The following is a 21,776-nucleotide window of genomic DNA, read 5'->3' on the forward strand; positions in this document are numbered from 1 at the left end:
CAGGCCGCGCCCTGGCCTATTCGGCGGCGACAAGCTCCCTGTCACGCGCCGCTTCCAGTTCGCGCACCAGCGGGATGATGCGCTTGCCGAAGAACTCGACCTCTTCCTGGAAATGCAGGAAGCCGAGCAGGATCAGATCGGCGCCGGCATCCTTCAGCTTGAGGATGCGTTCGGCGATCTGTTCCGGCGTGCCGATGAGATTGCTGCGGAAGCCGTCATTGTACTGCACGAGATCCTCGAGGGACGACTTCGCCCAGTTGCCCTCGCCTTCCGGCGAGGCCTTGCCGGCATTCTTGACCTGGTCGGCAAAGCCCTGCACCGCTTCGGGATTGGCCTTGGCGACGATCTCGTCCAGCACGGCGCGTGCTTCCGCCTCGGTTTCGCGAGCAATGGCAAAGGCGTTGACGCCGATCTTCACCTTGTGGCCATTCGCCTTCGCCTTGGCCTTGATATCGTCGACCTGCTTCCTGATCTCTTCGGGCGTGTTGCCGTTGGTGAAATACCAGTCGGACACCCGCGAAGCCATGTCACGCGCGGCGCGCGACGAGCCGCCCTGGAAGATCTCGGGCTGCGGATCGATCGGCTTCGGCTTCATCGAGTAGTTGGTGAAGCGATAGAAGTCGCCCTTCAGCGTGAAATTGTCCTCGGTCCAGATGCCGCGCAACGCGCGGATGAACTCCTCCGAGCGGCGGTAGCGCTCGTCGTGGTCGAGCCACAGCTCGCCGATGGCGGCGAACTCGCCACGGAACCAGCCGCTGACAACATTGACGGCCACGCGGCCATTGGTCAGGTGGTTGATGGTGGCGATCTGCTTGGCCGCCAGCGCCGGGTTCCATGGACCGGGCAAGACGGCGGCAATCACTTTCAGCGTCGTGGTGGCGGCCAGCAGTGCGTGGCTGAACGACACGGATTCGTGCTGGTTGTCGGCGCCGTAGCCGGCGGTGAAGCGGATCTGGCTCAGTGCGTAGTCGAAGCCGTTGGCCTCTGCGATCTGGGCGAGCTTGCGGTTATAGTCGATGTCCCAACCGGTCCGCTGCTCGATGTTGGAGATGACCAGGCCGCCGGAGACGTTCGGAACCCAGTAGGCGAATTTCAGGCCGTCGGAATGAGACGTCATGTCGTTGTTCCCTTTTGGTTGGCTCAGCCGACGCGCGCTGCGGCGGCGGCATTTGTATGGTTGGAATTGAGCAGTGAAACCGCTTCGGATGCGGCCCGTGAAATGCGTTCGCGTATCGCCTCGCCGACGATTTCGGCGCCGATGAAATCGTCGGGCGCCCCATAGACGCCGGTCGGTACGGTGACGGCGCCGAAAAAGCCGAATAATGGCCGCAACTGATGTTCGAGAACCAGGCCATGGTATGGACTTCCGCCTGTCGCCGCGAGAAGCACGGTCTTGCCGGCGAGCGCGCGATAGTCGACGAGGTCGAACAGGTGCTTGAGGGCGCCGGTGTAGGAAGCCCGATAGACAGGCGTTCCGACCACGAGCAGATCGGCCTTCTCGACGCGCTGGATGATTGCTTCGCCGGACGCGCCGAGGGCGCCACGGGACAGCCCGACGAAAAGCGAAGGCGCCGCCTCGGTGATTTCGATCAGGCCCGTGTCTGCCGGGACGCGCAGCGCCACGTCCTTGACCAGCGCGTTCACCACCGCGGTTGTGCGCGATGGCGTGCTTACGCCGCCGGATATTCCGAGAACCGATAGCCTTGCCAACTCATCAATCTCCCAGACCCTGCATGCGCATCGGTCATTTCCAAACCGGGGCAGACGATATTCGACAAAATCTATAGAGATAAGGAACGACGTTTCGATTTTTCGCCTTTGGCGAGAAAAATCCGGTTCTGCTAATGTGCGGTAGCAACGTCCATCTGGCGATGGCCGGGAAGGATCAAAACGGCTCGCAGTCATCTATCGACATTTTTGAAAGCGCCGATGCCTTTGGGCAATAAGGTTCGTTGCCATGATGCCTGGCGTCGCCGTCGCGCAATACTACGAAGCGGCTTCCCTTGCCGGCGGCATCACCAGTTTCTGGGTGCCCAATCGGGATTGTCTCTTTCCATGGTGCGCGACATTGGCTTTAGGATTAGCCGCAGCGACAGTTGGGACACACGCATCCTTGTGGACGCCTCGAGTGCGACAACGTCCAGCAGCGCTGGACGGCTGGACGGCGCCAGTTGCTCGCGATCGACACGGGCAAGCTCTATGGCGGGCGTGGGGATTTCCTGCCGGTGGCCGAGGCGATAGCCTAGCAGATTCGTCACCGCCTATATCACCCACGGCGTCAATGACGGCCCAGGAATCTGGTGGGCTTTTCTGCTGGGTCAGGTGTTGAATGTGGGCCGATCGTAAGTCCGCGATCAATCCGCCGCAGCTCGGCGGCCTTGACCACCCGTTGCAGCTCGCCGACGTCACGAAATGACGGACGGGCACCAGGAAGTCCCACGGGTTGCCTCTTCACGCCAGCACGCCTGTGCCACCGTCGCTGCCTAAGAGGCGGCGACGGTGGCCGCTTGAAGCAGAACCCGCGCGCCGGTAACCGCGTGGGCAGGCTCCACATATTCCGCCTCGTTGTGGCTCAGCCCGTCACGGCACGGCACAAAGATCATCACGGCAGGCGCCACCCGGGCGAGGAACAGCGCGTCATGGAATGCACCCGAGATCATCTGTTTGTGCGGCAGCTGTAGGGTATTGGCGGCCTCCTCGACGGTTTTGACCATATCGGCAGAGAATGCCGCCCCGGCATGTCGAACGACCGACTGATCGTTACCGTGCAATGCTGAGCTTCTGCCTCCGCCGCGCACACCTGGCGCAGTTCTGCTTCGATGGCATCGAGCCGCTCTACCCGCGGATGCCTGATATCGACGGCGAAGACCACAGACTGCGGTATGGCGTTGATCGATCCCGGNTCACGGCAGGCGCCACCCGGGCGAGGAACAGCGCGTCATGGAATGCACCCGAGATCATCTGTTTGTGCGGCAGCTTTAGGCTATTGGCGGCCTCCTCGACGGTTTTGACCATATCGGGAGAGAATGCCGCCCCCGGCATGTCGAACGACCGACTGATCGTTACCGTGCAATGCTGAGCTTCTGCCTCCGCCGCGCACCCCTGGCGCAGTTCTGCTTCGATGGCATCGAGCCGCTCTACCCGCGGATGCCTGATATCGACGGCGAAGACCACAGACTGCGGTATGGCGTTGATCGATCCCGGCTGGGCGGTCACCCGGCCCACCGTCAGCCTTGCCCTGCTGTCGAACGGCATGATCGTCGTCTGGAGCCTGTGAATCGCGGCAACGGCCGCGACCATCGGATCCCTACGGTAGGGGAGGCCGGTTGTGCCGGCGTGACCGGCGGCGCCCTCAATGCAGACCTCCAGCCAGCGCGTACCTTGCACGGCTGTGACGATACCGATCGGCAACCGCTCCTTTTCCAGCGATGGTCCCTGTTCGATATGCAGCTCGATGTAGCCGGATATCGGCATGCCGAGGGGGCGAAGGGTTGCCTCTGGCAAGGCGGAGATCGTTGCCCCGACCTCCTCTGCGAGGGACGCACCGTCGCTGCCGACTATGGACCGCCATGCGCAAATGTCGGCTCCGGTGAAGGCCATGGAGCCCATGACACCCGGCGTAAACCGGCTGCCCTCTTCATTGGCCCAGGCGACGACCTCGATCGGCATCCGAGTCTCGGCCCTCGCGTCCTCCAGCGCTTCGAGCGCCTCGAAGGCGGAAAGCGTACCGAGCGCTCCATCGAAGCGCCCGCCGGTCGGCTGGCTGTCGAGGTGGCTGCCGATAAGCAGCGGCGGCAGGGTGGCATCCGTGCCCTCGCGGCGGATGAAAAGGTTTGCCATGGCGTCCTGGAAAACCGCGAAGCCGCGCGCGAGCGCCAATTCCGCCAACAGGCGCCGGGCGCCGCGATCCTCGATGCTGAACGCCTGTCGGTTTACGCCACCGGCTGGCGTCGCGCCGATCCGGGCGAAGGCATCGAGCCGGCCCAGCAGCCGCTCGCCGTCGATCTCCGGCACTAAAGTCACCGCTTGAGGCCGCGGATGAAGGCCTTCACCCGTTGCGGATCGACCTGATTCCACCACACTCCATCATGTTTCAGCGAGCTGGCGACAATGACGCCGTCGACGATGTCCAAGATATCGTTGGCGTTGTCGGGTGTCACCCCGCTGCCGACAAGCATCGGCAGTCCGGCGGCGTCCTTGATCATCCTGATGTAGCTGAGGTCGGCGGCGTGGCCAGTGCGCTGGCCGGTGGCGATCACCGCGTCGGCATCGAAGAACACGAGGTCCTTGACCTGCTCCTCGATCGGCCGGTCGCCGACGATCGCGTGGGCGCCATGCTTGACATGCGCGTCGGCGAAGATGCGGATACCGTTGGCTCGAAGCCTAGCGCGGAAACGCATGGCGCGCGCCGCTTCGCCTTCGATAAAGCCCTCGTTGGCGACATAGGCGTTGGCCCATTGATTGACGCGCACGAAGGAAGCACCGGAGGCACTGGCGATCGAAAGCGCGGGAATGGAGGCATTGGCAAGCACATTGATGCCGATCGGCCGGCCGAGTTCGCGGCGGATGCGGTCGGAGACGACGGACATATAGGCTGAAGTCTCCGGCCCAATGTCATCCGGCTTGGCAAAAGGCACGTCGCCGTGGTTTTCGACGATCACGCCGTCGCAACCGCCATGCAGATAGGCTTTCGCACCGTCGAGGCCGCGTTGATATATGGCCTCGACCGCCTCGCCATCGTAGCGCGGCGCACCCGGCAAGGGTGCAAGGTGAACAACGCCGATCACCACCTTGCTCCTGCCGAAGATCGACTGCAGCACATCATCCGCGACCTGGCCAATGGGTTTGGAGTTAGGGGAATTTGTCATGCGGTTTTCGCTTCCGTCGTTTCCATAAGCACTTTCATTTCCCGTCTGTCGGGGCAGGACTCAAGCGTGCCGGCGCGTCCGACCGAGACAGCGGCCGCGCGGACCGCAATCCGCGCTGCCGCGGGGAGCTCCATGCCGGCCGCAAGGCAACCAGCGAGGCAACCGCAAAAGACGTCGCCCGCGCCGCTGGTGTCTAGCACGGCCACGCTGGGTGCCGCGATCCGGTCGATCCGTCCTTCGCCATCGGCGACCAGGCAGCCGAGTGCGCCAAGCGTCACGATGGCAGCGCCGGCGCCCTGACGGATCAAGTCGCGGGCCGCCATGGCAGGGTCGCCAGCCCCGGTCAGTTGCGCCGCTTCGCCCGCGTTGGCGATGACGACGCTGACGTCGCTCAAGCCCGGTGTGTGGTCGGCCGCAAGCGGGCTCGGATTGAAGATCGTCATCGCTCCCGCGCCGCGCGCCACCTTCAGGCAAGTGGCCGTGATATCCGGACCCAGATTGCCCTGAAATACTACGATATCGCCGCGTGCGATCGATCGGGTAAAACCGCTGTCGGCCATAGGATTGTACGCGGCGGCGCAACTGGCTCCGGTGACGATGAGGTTTTCGCCGCGCGCATCGACCATGATCGTCGACCGATCGCTGGGCAGTGGCAGTACCGCCAGATGGCTGGCATCGAGATCGCGGCTCAACTGCTCTGTGATCCAGGCTCCGGCGGGATCGTTGCCGATCGCGGCACGGAAGCGAACATCGGCTCCGGTGCGCGCCGCGGCCAGCGCCTGGTTCGCACCCTTGCCGCCAAGTCCGTCAGCATGTTCCGATGCGTTCAGCGTTTCGCCTGCCGCCGGAAACCGGTCCAACCGAAACGTTGTATCGACGCAAACATTACCGACGACATGGACGCGCATGGCTAATCCCTGGCCGTTGCCCAGCCTAGCATCTGTTCGAACAACGTCTTGTAGCCATTCCAGGCGATGAAGCCCGGCGGCAGCCAGTGCGGGCCGACATCCGACGTCCAGGCGACGGTGCGGCCTTGGCCATATTTGCCGGTCGCCAGCAGCGGCAGCGAACGGTAGTCGGAAGAGACGGTGGCGAGAACTTCCGCGCCGTCCTTGACCGAGACCTCGTTGAAGCCAAGCAGGATCGGCCAATCCTTGCCGAGGCCCTTGAGGATCGGATGGGTCTGCGGGCCGACGACGACCGGCGCATAGCCTTCTGGAACCTCGACACGGTCGTCCACCGGCAGGCAGATGACCGGCAAAACGTCCTCAACCGGCGTCTTGTGATAGCGCGCGCCGCCATTGATGCCTTGGAAGCTGTAATAGCCGCCGAACATCAACAGGCCGCCGCCATTGCCGACATAGTCGCGCAACAGGCGCAGCCGGTTCGGCGTCGGTTTGGAGTGGATCCAGGTATCGGGGTGAAGCAGCAGCGTGTTGGCTCCAAGATCGGAGAGCACGACCGCGTCGTAGGCCGAAAGCGCTTCCATGGTCTGCGGGAAATTCCGCTGTGCCTCATGCGCCGGCATGAAGGTGACGTCGAACAGGCTGTCCTTCAGCGCGGCCAGCAACTCATCGGCACCGGTGTGATAGGTCACGGTGGGAAACTGATCGAAGCCTTTGATGTGGGTCGCGGTCGAGACCCAGGACTCGCCTGCGAGAAGAACCTTCTTCCTGGACATGTAGTCTCCCTATCTTGTTTTGGAGCCGCGGCTCAGAGGCCCTCGGCGAACACAGTCTTTGGATTGTCGATGAGCATCGTGTCGATTGCCGACTGCTCGACACCATGGCGTTTCAGTCTCGGCACGAAATGCTTGAGGATGAAGCCGTAGCCGAAACCGCCGAAGCGGGTCAGCATGATCTTGAGAAAGACGTCCTGCGACAGCAGAATCCTGTCGAGCAGTCCCATATCGATCAGCGAGCGGATCGCCCGCGCATTCTGCTCGTCGGACGGCGACTGCGCATCCTGGTCGGCATAATAGAAATCCATGCCGATCATGTCGTATTCCAGGAAGGCGCCACGCGCGGCGAGGCTTTGCTGGTAGGCAAGATCGTTGTGGCTGGGGTTCATGTGGCAAAGCACCGTATGCCGGAGATCGGCGCCTTCTGCCTCGACCACGTCAAGCACATCATGCGCCAGCCGCTCCCAGCCGGGCAGATGAATCGTCAGCGGCACGCCGGTCATCTTGGCCGCACGGGCGGAGGCCCGCAGCGACTTGCGCTCCTCGTCGGTAAAATCCTTGCTGACGCCAACCTCACCGATAATGCCGGCAATGATTTCGGGCTGCGCCGACCCGCCGCCGACATCATTGACGAGGAATTCGGTGACGTCGTCAACGTCCATCGCTTTCAGCCAGACGGGATGGGTGTGCTGCAGGTAAAAGCCCGTCCCCATGACGATCCGCAATCCAGAGGCGCGGGCGATGCGCGCCAGCTTCACCGGATCGCGGCCAATGCCAATGTTGGTCGCATCCACCACGGTATGGCCGCCGAGCGCCCGGTATTTCGCCAACTCCGAAAGGGCTAGGTCGCTGTCGTCGAGCGAGACGTTGTCGCGGTTCATGTAGGGGTTCATCCGCAACTCGCCGATGATCTCCATGCTGACCGGCTGCTCGCCGATCTTCTTCTCGTCGGGATGGCAAGGGCATTTCCACGACGTCGCGCCATCGAGCAGTATGTGTTCATGCATCAGCGTCACGCCCATATCGGCAATCGCAACCGGGCCGGTAACGGTCATCACCGTGCCGGAGCGAACACCGATCGGTGCCCGTTCCCTTGGCTTGTCGTCGAACAGATGATCCATGTCAGCGGCTCCGCGTTGCGCCCTTGAACAGCCGGAAATTCAGCCAGATGGCAACGAGGATGATCGTGCCGGTAACGATCGGCGTCAGGAAGGGCGACATATGCGCAAGGATCAAGCCGTTGCCGATGACCGCGACGGTCAACGCGCCGAGCACAGTGCCGATGATCGTACCGCGCCCGCCGAACAGACTGGTGCCGCCAAGCACCACGGCGGCGATGACATCGAGCTCGAAACCCTGGCCGGCATTCGACGAGCCGGAACCGAGCCGGGCGGCGAGGATGATGCCGGCCACCGCCGCCGCCATGCCCGACAGGATGTAGACGAAGAGCGTCATGAAGCGCGTATCGACACCGGCTCGGCGCACGGCCTCTGTATTGGCGCCGATGCCGGTGACATAGCGGCCGAACGGCGTCTGGTTGAAGGCGAGATAGGCAATGATCAGCACGACAAGGGCGAGCAGCGCCGGTACCGGCACGCCGAGAAACCAGGCCCTGCCGATGTTGACGAAGAAGCTGGTCGGTTCGACCGGGATCGAATAGCCGCCGGTGATCAGCAACGCCACGCCGCGGATGACGGAGAGCCCGGCAAGGGTGACGATGAAGGGCGGTATCCGCTCGTAGGCGATGAAGAAGCCGTGCAAGGCGCCGATCGCAGCACCAAGCGCCAGCATGGCGATGACGACCAGAGGCCATGGCAGGTCGGCCTGCAGGAAAACCGCCGACAGCGTTGCCGTCAGCGCCAGCACGGAGCCGACCGAGAGGTCGATGCCGCCGGTGGTGATGACGAAGGTCATCGCGGCCGCAACGATCAGCAGCGGCGCCGACTGGCGCGCGATGTTGAGCAGATTGGGCGTCGTCAGGAAGGAACCGGTGATCAGCGAGAAGACCACGCAGACGACGATGAAGAACAGCGCAATCGAGACGACGCTGCCATTGGCTAACGCCACATTCTTCCACGTGCTGTTGTGAGCGCGTTTGGGCGAGGCGCCAACACCGGCGGAGGTAACGTTCATGGTTGGACCCCCTCATCGCGGCTTGCGCGGGCCGAGCGCGCGGTGAATTTGCGGCCGACGATCAGGTTGACGACCTCCTCGATGCTGGTCTCGCCGATCTTGCGCTCGGCGACATTGCGGCCTTCGTACATGACCTGGATACGATCGCAGACCAGGAACAGGTCCTGCAGGCGATGGGTGATGAGGATGACGCTGACACCACGGGCGCTGACGGCGCGGATGAGTTCCAGAACCGCCTCGACTTCCGCCACCGCAAGGGCGGCCGTCGGCTCGTCCATGATCAGCACCGAGGGGTCGAAAGAAGCGGCGCGGCCGATGGCGATCGACTGGCGCTGGCCGCCGGAGAGGTTTTCGACCTTGAGCTTGGTATCGGCAATGACGATGCCGAGCCGGTCGAGCATCTGGCGCGTCTCGCCATGCATGCGCTTGTTGTCGAGAAAGGGAACGCCGAGAACGCGGCGACGCGGTTCGCGGCCGAGGAAGAGATTGCCCGCCACATCCACCGTGTCGCAGAGCGAAAGGTCCTGGTAGACCATCTCCACCCGTGCGGCGCGGGCATCGGCCGGCGACGAGAAAGACACCGCCTTGCCATCGATCTCGATGGTGCCGGCATCAGGAATGACCGCACCGGACAGCACCTTGCTCAAGGTGGATTTGCCGGCGCCATTGTCGCCGACCAGGCCGAGCACTTCGCCAGGCTTCAGGTTCAGCGAGACATCGTCCAGCGTCTGGATAGGGCCGTACCGTTTGGAAATACCGGTCATCCTGACGCGGTAGGTCTCGCCATCGCTCATCATGGTTCCAATTCTCTGGGCGCGACATGTTCAATCGGTCGCCGGGCTGCGCAGGCAACCCTCGGGTCAATGCGCAGCCCAGCGGTCCGGGGAGGATACTACTTGAACATGTCCTTGAACTGGCCGACATTTTCCTTGGTCACGATGGTGATCGGAACGTTGATGATCGGGTCGATCTTCTCGCCCTTCTTGAGCTTGACGAAAGCTTCGATGGCAGCCTTGCCTTCACCGGCCGGATCCTGCTGGACGACAGCGACCACCCAGCCCTCTTCGAGACCCTGCACCGCCGACTTGGTCAGGTCCCAGCCGAACACCTTGACGTCGCCCGTACGGGCCTGGCTGGAGACGGCGGAAACCGCGCCGAGCAGAGCCGGCTCGCCGGTCGCGTAAAGCGTCGTCATGTCAGGATTGGCGGTCATCAGGTTTTCGGAGGCGGACAGGGCGACGTCCTGGACGTTCTGGCCGTCGACCGTGTCGAGGAAGGTGACCTTCTGGCCGCTGTCGGTGACAGCCTTCTTGAAGCCGTCGAGGCGCTGGTTCTGGATAAACGAATTGAGCGCGCCAACGACGCCGATCTTGGCGGTGCCGCTCAGCTTAGTCTTCACGTATTCGGCGTAGAACTTGCCGATATCCTCGCCTGCCTTGGTGTTGTCAACGCCGACGAAGGCGACGTTGTCGCCATTTGGGATCTGCGCGTCAATGGCGATGACCGGAATGCCGGCGGCTTTGGCCGCGGTGATGGCCGGCTTCACACCGTTGACATCGATGGCGACGAGAATGATGCCGTCGACCTTCTGGGTGATGTAGTTCTCGATGGCGTCGTTCTGCGCGCTTGGTACATTGTTGGCGTTGAAGATGACGAGGTCCACGCCGGCAGCCTTTGCGGCAGCCGTTGCGCCGTCATTGATCTGGTTGAAGAACAGGGCCTGCTGGTTGATGGTCACCAGCGCATAGGTCTCGGCCATGGCGGAAGCAGAGCCGAGGGCGAGGGTCATGGCGATGGCTGCGGCGCAGCCTGAAAGGATCTTGGTAAGACGCATTCCGGTTCCCCTTGGTTTTGCGGAAAAGGCCCTTGATCGGGCTCACCTGGCGCCTGAGCGCACAGCCATAATTCAAGATACTTGATTCCTTGTCAAGTGACTTGAATTAGCATCAACGAAGAGAAATGAGGGGCTCGCCCGATCAGAATGTCGCCGGCGTGTTGACCCAGAAAATGCTGGCGCGTTCGTCGCCGACATTGCGGTACCAGTGCGGCAGTTCGGAATTGAAGACGAAGGAATCGCCGGCCGACAGGCGAAACGTCTTTTCGCCGACCATCAATTCGATCGCACCTTCCAGGAGGTAGCCGACTTCCTCGCCAGCGTGCTGGATCGGGCCGGCGCTCTCACCTCCCGCCTCGATGTGATGGATGTTGCACTGCAGGAGATGGCCGGGCGAATACGGAATGACGCGCTCGAGCGAAATGCCTTCGCCGCGCCGAAGCGGATCGAGCGCGATCAACGGCCGCGATCCAGCCCGAAAGACGATGCCTTCCTCACCATCGGATTCCTCGAACATCCAGCCAATGTTAGTGCCAAGCACCTCGACAAGCCGGTGCAGCATGGGAAGCGAGGGCGAGACCTTGCCGTTCTCGACCTTGGAAAGCAGGCTTTCAGAGCAGTTCGCGGCGGCAGCTAGCGCCTTCAAGGTCAGTCCACGCGTCTGCCGGGAGAGTTTCAACCGTATGCCGAGCCGCAGAAGGCTGGTGGCGGTCGAGCGCTCGTCGCCGCCCTTGCTGTTTTGGGTGTCCATCTTGTTCATTTGGGGACGCGAACATCTCCGCTGGTTGGGCTGACTCGTAAAACTGATCCCAGGCGTTGTCCATCCTGTGAAAAACGGACGATGCATCCAATCGACTCGGCTGGGCTTTTCAAACCATCATCCCCGACCAAACGCTACGACGCCTTCGTGATTCATTGCGGTTGAAAGGAGACCGCGATGGGCAAGCCGCTACCGCTTGAGTTGCGTCAGCGCGTTGTGCGTATGTCGATGAGGGGCATGGTCACCGCGAGGCAGCGCGCCATTTCCGCGTTTCGCCTCGCTTGTGAACAAGACGCACTCTGCCAAGCACTCGGCGATATCTGCCACCTGTTCGAGCCAGCTGAATGCAGAAACTTCTTCAAGGTTGCCGGATACGAGGCTAATTAATCGTGACACGCTTTAGCTGAGCGTGAGCAAGGACGGAGGCTGGTTCAACCCATCGGGACGGCGGCGACCACCCATCTCCTGAAGCCGCAGATCGGCCGGCTGCCGAACGGCATCGATCTCTCCAACAGCGTCGAGAACGAGTATCTGTGCCTTAAGCTACTGCAAGCGTTTGGCGTTTCCGCCGCCCAGGCGCAGATCGCTGACTTACCGATGGTGATGTGGCGGGTGCTCCGATCGTGCGCTCGACCCTCTGCAGGATCGTGTCGAGCGGCTCGGCGACCGGAATCTCGGCAAGCGGCCGATAAACGAACCCCAGCGATTCGGCGCGCTTGATCGCTTGGCGGTATCGGGCGCGCGCCCCGTGTGGATTTTCGCCCAGCATCAAAGCGCAACCAGGACGAAGCGTTCGCCAAAGTTTTCCAGTGATTCAAACACTTATCGGGAAGGTTAATGGTACCGTTGGCTGGGATCGAACCAGCGACCTCCGGATCCACAATCCGGCGCTCTAACCATCTGAGCTACAACGGCACGTTCGCCTGAGCCAGAATCGTGGTGAAAATTCATTCTCCGAGATCCGCTCTGTCGTTCGGCGATGCGTCCAATACGGTCTATCAGAGACTAATTCAAGGCCTTTGATAAGGCAAAGCCGGTCTGCCAACAGACGCCCGTTTCTTCGGCAAAAGAAAAAGGCCGGCGGGAGGAGGTGCCGGCCTTTTCCTGTTACGAGCCAGCGGGAGGAGGTGCTGGCTGGTCACCCCGGAGAGCAGAGGGAGGAGGTTCCACTCGCCGGGTATTCATTTGAACAACTCTATCGCACACCTATTTGTCTGACGAAATGCGACGTTTTGATGCATCGCAGAGTTGTGCGCAATTATTAGGCGGCCTTGATGTCCTTCAGGGCCTTCTCGAAAGCGGTCTTGACCGGCTTGGAGACGTCTTCGGCAGCCTTCGAAGCAACAGCCTGGAAGTCCTTGGCCTGCTCGACGGTGGTCTCGACGCGCTTGCGCAGGAAGGCGGTCTGCAGTTCGACCACTTCCGACAGCGACTTGGCGCCGATGAGGGCCTCGAGATGCGAGAAGCCGGCTTCGGCATTGGCGCGCAGAGCGGCGATGGTCTTGAGCGACAGGTCGCTGGAAACGGTCTTGGCAGTCTCGAAGGTCGATTCCAGGACTTTCTGGGTCTCTTCGGCGCCGGTCTTCAGCTTGGAGTAGGCTTCCTTCGACTGCTCGACGCCCTTTTCGGCGAAAGCGCGGATCTGGTCGGTTGCCTTGGAAGCGTCGAAGCTCGGGAATTCGACGTTTTCGATGGTCTCAGCGGTCTTGGCCTTGGTCATTTTCCATCCTTTCGGGGTAGCGGCTTTGACAAAAAGCCGTCTCGTTCATGTATGATGGCAATATAGCGGTTTTTTTGTGCGATGCAACATCTTTGTTGCAGTGCACCATAAATTTCTTCCCATGCGTCACCCAAGAGGTTATCCAGGGACATTCCGAGAGCTGTTAACCAAGTGGCCAGAGATTCCACCTGCTTCCCGCCATGGCTTGTGGACCTTCGCCGCGCGGGCTTTTATTAACAAAGCGTTAACTGCAAATTGCCCGCCTTGTAGGTTCGCCAAGAGGGGTTCGCCAAGAGGTTACACCGAAAGGGTCCGCCAAGCGCATGCCTTCCGAGAACTACTCTTTCCTCGATGTCGCCGTGCTTGATGCGGTTCGCCAGCGCTTCGCCGCCGGCGACGCGATCGCGATTCTGTCGGCCGACCTCGAACAGGTGATCTGGGCCAACGGCCCGGGCGCTGCGGTGTTCGGCTATCCCGATATCGAGGCCATCATCGGCGCCTCGGCTCAGCTGCCGCTGATCGCCAGGCGCCAGATCATGGCGACCGCGGGCTTCCCGCAGATCGGCAGCGACCGCGCCATTACGGTACGGCTGGCGACCGGCATCACCAGCCGCGCCGTCGGCTTCCTGGCCAGTGCGGTGACTATGCCGGACGGCGAAAGCGCCATCATGCTGGTGGTGCCGGCAGCGCAGGCCGGCTCGCGCAGTGCTGCCGACATTGCGGCCCGCGCCATCAGCGGCTTTACCGAAGACGGCCATTTCATCGCCTTTGTCGACGCCGCCGGCACTGTCGAGGCGGCTTCGGATGGCTTTGGCGCGCTCGCCATCCGGCCTGAGACGCTGGCCGCGCTTGTCGCCGACGTGGCGAGCCAGGACGACCGCATCGTCAAGCGGCTGGTCCCCGGCGGCGCCACGTCCTATCCGGCCGGCTTCGCGCGCCTGACCGAGTCCAGGCATCTGCTGGTGGTCATCGACGAGGATCAGCTCGGTGAGGAAAATCCTGTCGGCGAGCTGGATGCCGAACCTGCTGCAGCGCAGGTCGACGATGGCCCGGCGCAAGCCGCCGCGGAGAACGCGGTAACGGTGGATGCGGTGGCTGACCACCCCACCGCAAGCGGGAATCAGGGCGCCCCACTCGCGGCCGCGCCTGATGTCGGGGAGACAGGTCCGGCTGCCACCGAGCATGATGCTTCGGCGTCAACCGATACAAAGGCGGACCATCGCGAGCAGACGACCGGCCGCGAGCAGGCGGCGAATGACAGCGCGCCGGCGCAACATGATCATTGGTACTTCCATGCCGGCGAAGAGCCGCAGGCGGGCGAGCCGGACAGCCCGGCGCAGGCCGAGCCGGACTCTGTTTCCCCGGCCGAGAGTGCGCAGTTGGACAGCAGTGCCGCTGCGCCCGCCCTGCCGTCTGACGCAGCCCCACCGGCTACGCCTCCCGCCAAACGTGAGGTCGACCGCTCGGCGCCGCCGCTGCGCTTCGTCTGGCGCACCGACGCCGACGGCAAGTTCAGCGCGCTGTCGCCGGAATTCGGCGACATTGTCGGCAAAGCCGCCGCCGACGTGATCGGCCGCCGCTTCAAGGACGTCGCGACAATTTTCGGCCTCGACGCCTCGGGCGAGATCGCGGGCCTGCTTGAACGGCGCGACACCTGGTCGGGCCGCTCGGTACTGTGGCCGGTTGCCGGCTCCGACCTGAAGATACCGGTCGATCTGGCAGCACTGCCTGTCTATGGCCGCAGCCGCGCCTTCGAAGGTTTTCGTGGTTTCGGCGTCGCCCGCGCCGGCGATGCGGTGGTCGATCCGGAAGCAATCGGCATGGCGCTGGTCCCCAATGGCGCGCCACCGGCAGCAGCCGAGCCGGCCCCGGAACAGCCCGTGGCGGAAGCTCCCAAGGCGGCCGATCCGTTCGAGGGCGAAGTGCCGGCACTGACCATCGTGCCGAAGCAGGAACGTCGTTTTGCCGACAAGGTCATCCGGCTGGCCGAGCATCGGCAGCCCGCCAACGACAAGCAGCCGACAAGCGAGAGGGGCCTGTCGACGCTGGAGCGCAGCGCTTTCCGCGAAATCGGCGAGCGGCTGAAGAAGGACAATCCCCCGCCGGAGCAGCCGGAGACTGCCAAGCAGGCCGAACCGGCCAATCCGGATCAGGTAACGCCAGACCAGGCCAAGGCAGATGAGCCCAAGCCGGATCATGTCGAGGCGGACCAGCCTGAAACAGCCGCGCCAGCCCGACAACCCGCCGAGGTCTCGAGTCCGGACGAAGCCGGCCCGGCTGCCGTGGCTGAACCATCGGCAGCCGCACCCGAAAGCGAAACGGCTGAGGCCGAACCGCCGGAAAGCGATGCCGAGGACGAAAAGGACCTGACGCGGCTTGACGGCGAGCAGCCGGACGACGGCCTTGCGGACAGCGAAGCAAGCGAGGCGAAGGCGCCGACAGTGTCGCGCTCCCTGCTCGACTATGCCGATCCCGAACCAGGCTCCGTCACCGAAGACAGTACGGAAGCAACGTCGTCCAACGACGAACTTGCGCCGGCTTCCGAACCGGATGATACGCAAGCCCAAGAGATCGTCGAGGCCGCAGAGCCACAGCCGGTTGTTGCCGAGACGCCGGCCAATGCCGGTGAAGACGACAGCATGACGTCGGCCGACTTCCGCGATGCCGAGGACAATGAGGATTGGGCGCCGTCCGACGAGGCGACCGATTCCGCCGTGGAAGACGGGGACAAGGCCGGCGATGCGGACACAGTGCCGGCAGAACCACAGCGCCTGAAAGTGCCGCCGCTCAAGCTTGAGGGGTTCATGCCTTCGGCATTCTCGGCCGGAGATGAACACAAGGCCCCTGACACGTCGATCCTCGGCAAGCTGCCGGTGCCGCTGCTCATCCATTCGGGCGACGAGCTTCATTACGCCAATGAGGAATTCCTCGGCCTGACCGGCTATGACACGCTTGAGGACCTGAGCGACGCCGGCGGGCTCGACGCGCTGTTTGCCGATCCCTATTCAGAAATGGCCGGCGAAAGCGACCACACACTCAAACTGAAGACGCGCGAGGGCCAGGAATTTCCGATCGAAGCCATTTTGCGTTCGGTGCCGTGGCGCGCCGGCAAGGCGCTGATGCTGGTGGTGCGACGTACCGGCGACAACGAGCCGCCGATGGTTGCGCATCTCGCAGCCGACGAGCAGACGCAGCCCGATGTCTCCGAACTCAAAGCGCGCATTGCCGAGATGCGCACCATCATCGACACCGCGACCGATGGTGTGGTGTTGATCGGCCGCGACGGCGACATCCGCTCGATCAGCCGGCCGGCCGAGGCGCTGTTCGGCTTCGACAGCGACGACGTCACCGGTAAACCGTTCGCCTCGCTGTTTGCCATCGAAAGCCAGCGCGCGGCGCGCGACTATCTGAACGGCCTGTCCGAGCCCGGCGTGGCGAGTGTGATGAACGATGGCCGCGAGGTGATCGGGCGCGAGGCGCAAGGGCGCTTCATCCCGCTGTTCATGACCATCGGCAGGCTGCCCAATGACAGCGGCTTCTGCGCCGTGGTGCGCGACATCACGCAGTGGAAGCGGGCCGAAGAGGATCTGACCCAGGCGCGCGCGGTGGCCGAGCGCGCCTCCTCGCAGAAGACCGATTTCCTCGCCCGCATCAGCCACGAGATCCGCACGCCGCTCAACGCCATTATCGGCTTTTCCGAGCTGATGGTGGACGAGAAGTTCGGCCCGGTAGCCAATGACCGCTACCGCGACTATCTCAGAGACATCAACCGCTCGGGCAACCATGTGCTCGATCTCGTCAATGACCTCCTCGACATTTCGAAGATCGAGGCCGGCCAGCAGGAAATGGACTACGAGGCGGTGTCGCTCAACGATACGCTGGCGGAGACGGTGGCGATGATGCAGCCGCAGGCCAACCGCGAGCGTGTCATCATTCGCTCCAGCTTCGCCTCGCGACTGCCCGAAGTGGTCGCCGACCTCAGAAGCGTACGCCAGATCGCGCTCAACATCCTGTCCAACGCCATTCGCTATACGCAAGCCGGCGGACAGGTGATCGTGTCGACCGCCTATGAAACCTCCGGCGACGTTGTCATGCGGGTGCGCGATACCGGCATTGGCATGAGCCATGCCGAGATCGAGCAGGCGCTGAAGCCATTCAAGCAGATCAATGCGCTGAAGCGCGGGCGTGGCGACGGCACCGGTCTCGGCCTGCCGCTGACCAAGGCGATGGTGGAAGCCAACCGCGCCCGCTTCACCATCACCTCGACGCCGGGCGAAGGGACGCTGGTCGAGGTCGCCTTCCCGTCGACGCGGGTGCTGGCCGAATAGGGCCGGCCATTCCCGGGCGAGAAGCCCGGACAAAGAAAAGGCGTCCAACAGGACGCCTTAAATGGGATTTGCTGTCACAACGGGGCTTGAGCGAATCTGATCCTCAGGGGACGAGGAACGGGATTTCTCCCTCAAGTTACGTGCGACTATCGACGCCGGGCCTTAACAACTCCTTACCGGCCGTCCAAAAAATTTACGAATGTGTACCACTCATGAAATCTAGGTAAATTCGACCGACATATCTGGTTAACCATCCCGGCCGCGTCACTCAGCCAGCTGCGGCAGGTTCCTGAACAGCTCCAGCGCCTCTGGATTGGCCAACGCTTCCTTGTTCTTGATGGCGCGGCCATGCACCACGTCGCGCACTGCAAGCTCGGTGATCTTGCCCGATTTGGTGCGCGGAATGTCGCTGACGGCGACGATCCTTGCCGGCACGTGGCGCGGGCTGGCGCCGCTGCGGATCTTGGAACGAATGCGCTTTTCCAGATCCTCGTCCAGCGTCACGCCGGCGGCCAGCCGCACGAACAGCACGACGCGGACGTCATTGTCGAAATCCTGACCGATGCACAGCGCCTCGAGGATCTCCGGCATCTGTTCGACCTGATTGTAGATCTCCGCCGTGCCGATGCGCACACCGCCCGGATTGAGCGTCGCGTCGGAACGGCCGTGGATGATCATGCCGCCATGCGCGGTCCATTCGGCGAAGTCGCCGTGGCACCAAACATTGTCGAAGCGCTCGAAATAGGCGGCCTGGTATTTCTTGCCCTCAGGATCGTTCCAGAAGCCGATCGGCATCGACGGAAACGCCTTGGTGCAAACCAGCTCACCCTTTTGCTCGCGGATCGGCTTGCCGTCATCGTCCCATACATCGACGGCAAGGCCGAGGCCGGGACCCTGGATCTCGCCGGTCCAGACCGGTTGCGTCGGTACGCCGAGCACGAAACAGGAGACGATGTCGGTGCCGCCGGAAACCGAGGCCAGATGCACGTCCTTCTTGATGCCGTCATAGACGAAGCGGAAGTCCTCCGGCGACAGCGGTGAGCCGGTGGAGGAAATCGCCCGCACGGACGACAGATCATGGCTGCGGATCGGCTTGAGCCCGGCCTTGCGTACGGAATCGATGAATTTGGCCGAGGTGCCGAAAAAGGTCATCTTCTCGGCATCTGCGAAGCTGAACAGCACATTGCCGTCGGGGTGGAAGGGCGAGCCGTCATAGAGCAGCAGCGTGGCGCCCGAGGCCAGGCCCGACACCAGCCAGTTCCACATCATCCAGCCGCAGGTGGTGAAGTAGAAGAAGCGGTCGCCTTCGATGAGTCCGGCATGCAGCCGGTGTTCCTTGACATGCTGGACCAGCGTGCCGCCGGCCGAATGGACGATGCATTTGGGAATGCCGGTGGTACCTGACGAGAACAGGATGTAGAGCGGATGCGCGAACGGCAGCCGCTCGAACGTGACCGCTTTGGCGGTAAAGGGTAACAGCGCCTCTTCGAGCGCCACGGCCTTGTCGATGATCGCTGCGATATCGCGCGAGGTACCGAGATAGTCGACGATCAGGACCTTGCGGACGGTTTCGAGCTTCGCCGCAACGGCAGCGATCTTGTCGGCTACCTCGATTGCCTTGCCATTGTACCAATAGCCGTCCGGCGCAATGAATATGACCGGCTCGATCTGGCCGAAACGGTCGAGCACGCCCTGCTCGCCGAAATCGGGGGAACAGGACGACCAGACCGCGCCGATGGAGGCGGCCGCCAGCATGGCGGCGACGGTTTCCGGCATGTTGGGCATCATCGCCGCGATGCGGTCGCCCTTTTTTACCTTGAGCGACAGGAAAAGCTGCTGAAAGCGCGAAGTCAGCTGGTGCAGTTCGTTCCACGACAGCCGCCGCTCGATCTTGCCCTCGCCGCGAAAGACGATCGCGTCACCGGAACCGGTCTTCTTCAGCAGGTTCTCGGCGAAGTTCAGTGTCGCTTCGGGAAAGAACGATGCGCCGGGCATCTTGTCGCCATCGACGAGCACCGTCCCATCGGTCCCCTTGTCGCCGACAATGCCGCAAAAGTCCCACAGCAGGCTCCAGAAGCCTTCGCGATCCTCGACCGACCAGCGGTGCAGTTCGGCGTAGGAGGTGAAGGATGTGCCGCTTTTGGCCGCTGCTGCCTTCATGAACGCGGTCAGTGGTGCTGCGTCGATCTGCTCTTGCGTCGGAGTCCAGAGCGGTGCTTCGGCAGCCATGATCGATCCTCCTTGAAGCCCGTCGCGTCGCAAGATAGATATGCTTTTGTTTTGATGCACGTCGTTGTCCCGGAACCGCTGCACTCTTCCGGGCGACATGCACTAGCCTCAGCTTTACAAGCGCCGCTGTCCCAAAAACGCCGCGCCTCGTAGCAGGCTGAAGCTGCATCGCTTATGCCTACCACCGTGCGGCAGAGCAAGATTTTGTTCCGCTAAACTCGGCCATGTGTGCGCAATTGCCATCGCCGGGCCATAAAGACTTGAAATGCCTCAGCCCTAAGTCGTAGTGACGACTGGAAGGCGTGGTGACAACTGGCGGTTACACCCGTCAGGCGATTTTTATCGGAATGAAAAGCAACCGGGGCAATATGCCATCACCTTTGATCCGGCGCGGAATATGGGCGATCGGCGTTGCCGTGCTCGTCATCGCGCTGGTCGTCGCCGCTCTGCCGCTGATTGCCTCGACCCGGATCGTGCGCGATCGCATTGCCTGGGAGATGAGCGCGTGGAGCGGATTCAGGGTCACCATCGCCGGTTCGCCGCGCATCGAGGTGTGGCCGAAGTTCCGCGCCATATTGAGCGACGTCACGCTGTCGCAGTGGACCGAGACCGACGCGCCGCCGGTGATCGAGGCCGAACGGGTCGAGGTCGACCTTTCGGCCATGGCGGCGCTGCAGGGCGATGTGGTGTTTTCAACGGCGCGGCTGGTGCGGCCGACGATCCGGGTCCAGCGCGCCGCAAACGGCATATTCCTGCCCGCCATACCAACGGGCGGACGCATCACCCGCTCCATCGACACGGCGCGCGGCGTGGTCAACGCCGATCCGACGAAGCCGGATCTGAGCAAGCTGCCCGCCGATCCGTTCGGCACCGTGGAATTCAGGGACGGCCGTATGGTCGCCTCCGTCGGCGGCAAGGACGTCGAATTGCTGACCAGCCTGTCCGGCCAGGCGAGCTGGGCAGCGATGAACAGCAACGCGACCTTGTCGGCGACCGGAATCTGGCGCGGCGAGAGCGTCACCGTCGATGCCGCCTCGCCCAAGCCGCTGGTGCTGTTTGCCGGCGGCGCCGCACCGGTCACGTTTTCGTTCAAGGCAGCGCCGGCCAGCTTCTCGTTCGACGGCACGGCCAGCATGTCGCAAAACGCCTATTTCGATGGCCAGGCGAAATTCGCCGCGCCCTCGCTGCGGCGCGTGCTGGAATGGTCGCAGGCCGGCATTGCTCCTGGTACGGCGATCGGTTCGGTCTCGATTTCGAGCAAGATCACGGCGACCGCCGGCCGCGTCAAATTCGAAAACACCGCGGTGACGCTCGACAACAACCCGGGAATGGGGGCGCTGGATTTTTCGTTCGGCGACGCCTTGCCGGTGATATCAGGCACACTCGCCTTCGATACGCTCGACCTCAGGTCGCTGTTTTCGGCCTTCACGCCGCTGGCGCCGACCGGCGAGACCGGTCCCGGCGAAATCGACACCAGCTTCGCCGACCGGATCAATCTCGATCTGAGGCTGTCAGCGGCACATGCCTCGGCCGGCGCAATCCAGCTTGCCGACGTCGCCGCTACGGCGCAGGTGAAGAACGGGCTTGCCGTCTTCGATATCTCCGATGCGTCGGCCTTTGGCGGCAACGTGCAAAGTAGCCTGCGTTTCGACCGCAAACCGGAGGGCTCGCAGGTCGAGATCCGGCTGCTCGCCTCCGACATTGACGGCGCCGCTTTCGGCACCGCGGCCGGAATGACGCGGCTGGTGCCGGCCAGCACCGGCACTGTCTCGGTCATTCTCAAAGGGCCGGGCAAATCCTGGGACTCGATCTTCGAGAACGCGGACGGCTCGGTCTCTGCGACGTTCGGGCCGGGCGCGCTGAGCGGGCTCAATTTGCCGGCATTTCTGAAGCACACGGAACAGGGCGGCTTCTTCGCGCTCGACGACGTCTCGGACGGGACACTGCCGATGGACGGCGCCGAGCTCAAGGCCACCATCTCGAAGGGTGTGGCAAGGCTGGACAAGGCCGAGGCCAATTCGGCGAAATACAAGGTCTGGCTGTCCGGCATCGCCTCTTACGGCGGACGCGGGCTGGCGCTTTCGGGGGGTGTCACCCAGGCCGACCCGGCAGCGGCACCGGTCAATGGCCAGCAGGGATCCAACCAGTCGTCATTCTTCGTCGGCGGCACCTGGAGCACGCCGTTCATCTCGCCGATCAGCCGCGGCGTCTCAGGCGAATAGG

17 protein-coding genes, 1 tRNA gene and 1 pseudogene are annotated in these 21,776 nt (G+C 63.0%); 3 read left to right on the forward strand and 16 right to left on the reverse strand.

Going from position 1 to position 21,776, the window contains the following annotated elements; translation table 11 throughout:
* Nucleotides 1–16 precede the first annotated feature (16 nt).
* From sfnG to X757_RS138075, 13 genes and pseudogenes are all read right to left on the reverse strand, one after another.
* The gene (gene sfnG, locus X757_RS138125; RefSeq protein ID WP_023701791.1) at nt 17–1,117 is read right to left on the reverse strand and encodes a dimethylsulfone monooxygenase SfnG; all 1,101 of its coding nucleotides are present in this window, start codon (nt 1,115–1,117) and stop codon (nt 17–19) included.
* Between the two features lie 23 nt (nt 1,118–1,140).
* On the reverse strand, nt 1,141–1,710 hold the full coding sequence (gene msuE / locus X757_RS138120; protein ID WP_023727746.1) for an FMN reductase: 570 nt from the start codon (nt 1,708–1,710) through the stop codon (nt 1,141–1,143).
* A 305-nt stretch (nt 1,711–2,015) separates the two neighbouring features.
* Nucleotides 2,016–2,258: a hypothetical protein gene (locus X757_RS1000000168245; RefSeq protein ID WP_156933493.1), complete on the reverse strand. Its 243-nt coding sequence runs from the start codon at nt 2,256–2,258 to the stop codon at nt 2,016–2,018.
* A 225-nt stretch (nt 2,259–2,483) separates the two neighbouring features.
* A pseudogene (locus tag X757_RS1000000169850) lies at nt 2,484–2,660 on the reverse strand (M20/M25/M40 family metallo-hydrolase); the annotation flags it as partial.
* A gap of 175 nt (nt 2,661–2,835) precedes the next feature.
* The gene (locus X757_RS138115) at nt 2,836–4,023 is read right to left on the reverse strand and encodes a Zn-dependent hydrolase (RefSeq protein WP_050593985.1); all 1,188 of its coding nucleotides are present in this window, start codon (nt 4,021–4,023) and stop codon (nt 2,836–2,838) included.
* The gene (locus tag X757_RS138110; protein WP_023727749.1) at nt 4,020–4,868 is read right to left on the reverse strand and encodes a BtpA/SgcQ family protein; all 849 of its coding nucleotides are present in this window, start codon (nt 4,866–4,868) and stop codon (nt 4,020–4,022) included. The genes X757_RS138115 and X757_RS138110 overlap by 4 nt, the downstream gene beginning before the upstream one ends.
* Nucleotides 4,865–5,776, reverse strand: a complete 912-nt coding sequence (locus tag X757_RS138105) for a ribokinase (RefSeq protein WP_023727750.1) — start codon at nt 5,774–5,776, stop codon at nt 4,865–4,867. The genes X757_RS138110 and X757_RS138105 overlap by 4 nt, the downstream gene beginning before the upstream one ends.
* A gap of 2 nt (nt 5,777–5,778) precedes the next feature.
* Nucleotides 5,779–6,549 carry a glutamine amidotransferase gene (locus X757_RS138100; RefSeq protein WP_023727751.1) on the reverse strand — a complete coding sequence of 257 codons (771 nt, stop codon included), beginning with the start codon at nt 6,547–6,549 and terminating at the stop codon, nt 5,779–5,781.
* Nucleotides 6,550–6,581: 32 nt separating this feature from the next.
* Nucleotides 6,582–7,670, reverse strand: a complete 1,089-nt coding sequence (locus tag X757_RS138095) for a phosphotriesterase (protein ID WP_023727752.1) — start codon at nt 7,668–7,670, stop codon at nt 6,582–6,584.
* A gap of 1 nt (nt 7,671) precedes the next feature.
* Nucleotides 7,672–8,682, reverse strand: coding sequence for an ABC transporter permease (locus X757_RS138090; protein WP_023727753.1), 1,011 nt, complete (start codon nt 8,680–8,682; stop codon nt 7,672–7,674).
* Nucleotides 8,679–9,479, reverse strand: coding sequence for an ATP-binding cassette domain-containing protein (locus tag X757_RS138085; RefSeq protein ID WP_023713118.1), 801 nt, complete (start codon nt 9,477–9,479; stop codon nt 8,679–8,681). The genes X757_RS138090 and X757_RS138085 overlap by 4 nt, the downstream gene beginning before the upstream one ends.
* Nucleotides 9,480–9,574: 95 nt before the next feature.
* Entirely contained in the window at nt 9,575–10,516 is a 942-nt protein-coding gene (locus tag X757_RS138080) for a substrate-binding domain-containing protein (RefSeq protein WP_023701800.1), read from the reverse strand.
* A gap of 142 nt (nt 10,517–10,658) precedes the next feature.
* The gene (locus tag X757_RS138075) at nt 10,659–11,276 is read right to left on the reverse strand and encodes a cupin domain-containing protein (protein ID WP_023672469.1); all 618 of its coding nucleotides are present in this window, start codon (nt 11,274–11,276) and stop codon (nt 10,659–10,661) included.
* Between the two features lie 177 nt (nt 11,277–11,453).
* On the opposite strand from X757_RS138075, the gene X757_RS138070 reads away from it, so the two are divergent.
* A complete protein-coding gene (locus X757_RS138070) occupies nt 11,454–11,663 on the forward strand; it encodes a hypothetical protein (protein WP_023701801.1) in 210 nt (69 codons plus the stop codon).
* Nucleotides 11,664–12,114: 451 nt separating this feature from the next.
* On the opposite strand, the gene X757_RS138065 is transcribed toward X757_RS138070, so the two are convergent.
* Together X757_RS138065 and X757_RS138060 are read right to left on the reverse strand one after the other, a co-directional pair.
* Nucleotides 12,115–12,191: transfer RNA gene (locus X757_RS138065), tRNA-His, on the reverse strand.
* Nucleotides 12,192–12,537: 346 nt separating this feature from the next.
* Nucleotides 12,538–12,996 carry a phasin gene (locus X757_RS138060; protein WP_023669330.1) on the reverse strand — a complete coding sequence of 153 codons (459 nt, stop codon included), beginning with the start codon at nt 12,994–12,996 and terminating at the stop codon, nt 12,538–12,540.
* 323 nt (nt 12,997–13,319) lie between these two features.
* Here X757_RS138060 and X757_RS138055 point away from each other — a divergent pair, with 323 nt between their 5' ends.
* A complete protein-coding gene (locus X757_RS138055) occupies nt 13,320–17,324 on the forward strand; it encodes a PAS domain S-box protein (RefSeq protein ID WP_023727755.1) in 4,005 nt (1,334 codons plus the stop codon).
* 264 nt (nt 17,325–17,588) lie between these two features.
* On the opposite strand, the gene X757_RS138050 is transcribed toward X757_RS138055, so the two are convergent.
* A complete protein-coding gene (locus X757_RS138050; protein ID WP_023727756.1) occupies nt 17,589–19,553 on the reverse strand; it encodes an acetoacetate--CoA ligase in 1,965 nt (654 codons plus the stop codon).
* A 368-nt stretch (nt 19,554–19,921) separates the two neighbouring features.
* Between X757_RS138050 and X757_RS138045 the strand changes: the two genes are divergently transcribed.
* Nucleotides 19,922–21,775, forward strand: coding sequence for an AsmA-like C-terminal region-containing protein (locus X757_RS138045; protein WP_023681868.1), 1,854 nt, complete (start codon nt 19,922–19,924; stop codon nt 21,773–21,775).
* Nucleotide 21,776: the final 1 nt, after the last annotated feature.

Source organism: Mesorhizobium sp. LSHC412B00 (assembly GCF_000503035.1).
GTDB lineage: Bacteria > Pseudomonadota > Alphaproteobacteria > Rhizobiales > Rhizobiaceae > Mesorhizobium.

Coding starts and splice junctions, on each gene's coding strand:
- X757_RS138075 (WP_023672469.1), bottom strand. CDS start 11,276: ATGAACAAGATGGACACCCAAAACAGCAAGGGCGGCGACGAGCGCTCG.
- X757_RS138095 (WP_023727752.1), bottom strand. CDS start 7,670: ATGGATCATCTGTTCGACGACAAGCCAAGGGAACGGGCACCGATCGGT.
- X757_RS138085 (WP_023713118.1), bottom strand. CDS start 9,479: ATGATGAGCGATGGCGAGACCTACCGCGTCAGGATGACCGGTATTTCC.
- X757_RS138105 (WP_023727750.1), bottom strand. CDS start 5,776: ATGCGCGTCCATGTCGTCGGTAATGTTTGCGTCGATACAACGTTTCGG.
- X757_RS138060 (WP_023669330.1), bottom strand. CDS start 12,996: ATGACCAAGGCCAAGACCGCTGAGACCATCGAAAACGTCGAATTCCCG.
- X757_RS138045 (WP_023681868.1), top strand. CDS start 19,922: ATGCCATCACCTTTGATCCGGCGCGGAATATGGGCGATCGGCGTTGCC.
- X757_RS138050 (WP_023727756.1), bottom strand. CDS start 19,553: ATGGCTGCCGAAGCACCGCTCTGGACTCCGACGCAAGAGCAGATCGAC.
- X757_RS138080 (WP_023701800.1), bottom strand. CDS start 10,516: ATGCGTCTTACCAAGATCCTTTCAGGCTGCGCCGCAGCCATCGCCATG.
- X757_RS138090 (WP_023727753.1), bottom strand. CDS start 8,682: ATGAACGTTACCTCCGCCGGTGTTGGCGCCTCGCCCAAACGCGCTCAC.
- sfnG (WP_023701791.1), bottom strand. CDS start 1,117: ATGACGTCTCATTCCGACGGCCTGAAATTCGCCTACTGGGTTCCGAAC.
- X757_RS138110 (WP_023727749.1), bottom strand. CDS start 4,868: ATGACAAATTCCCCTAACTCCAAACCCATTGGCCAGGTCGCGGATGAT.
- X757_RS138100 (WP_023727751.1), bottom strand. CDS start 6,549: ATGTCCAGGAAGAAGGTTCTTCTCGCAGGCGAGTCCTGGGTCTCGACC.
- X757_RS138055 (WP_023727755.1), top strand. CDS start 13,320: ATGCCTTCCGAGAACTACTCTTTCCTCGATGTCGCCGTGCTTGATGCG.
- X757_RS138070 (WP_023701801.1), top strand. CDS start 11,454: ATGGGCAAGCCGCTACCGCTTGAGTTGCGTCAGCGCGTTGTGCGTATG.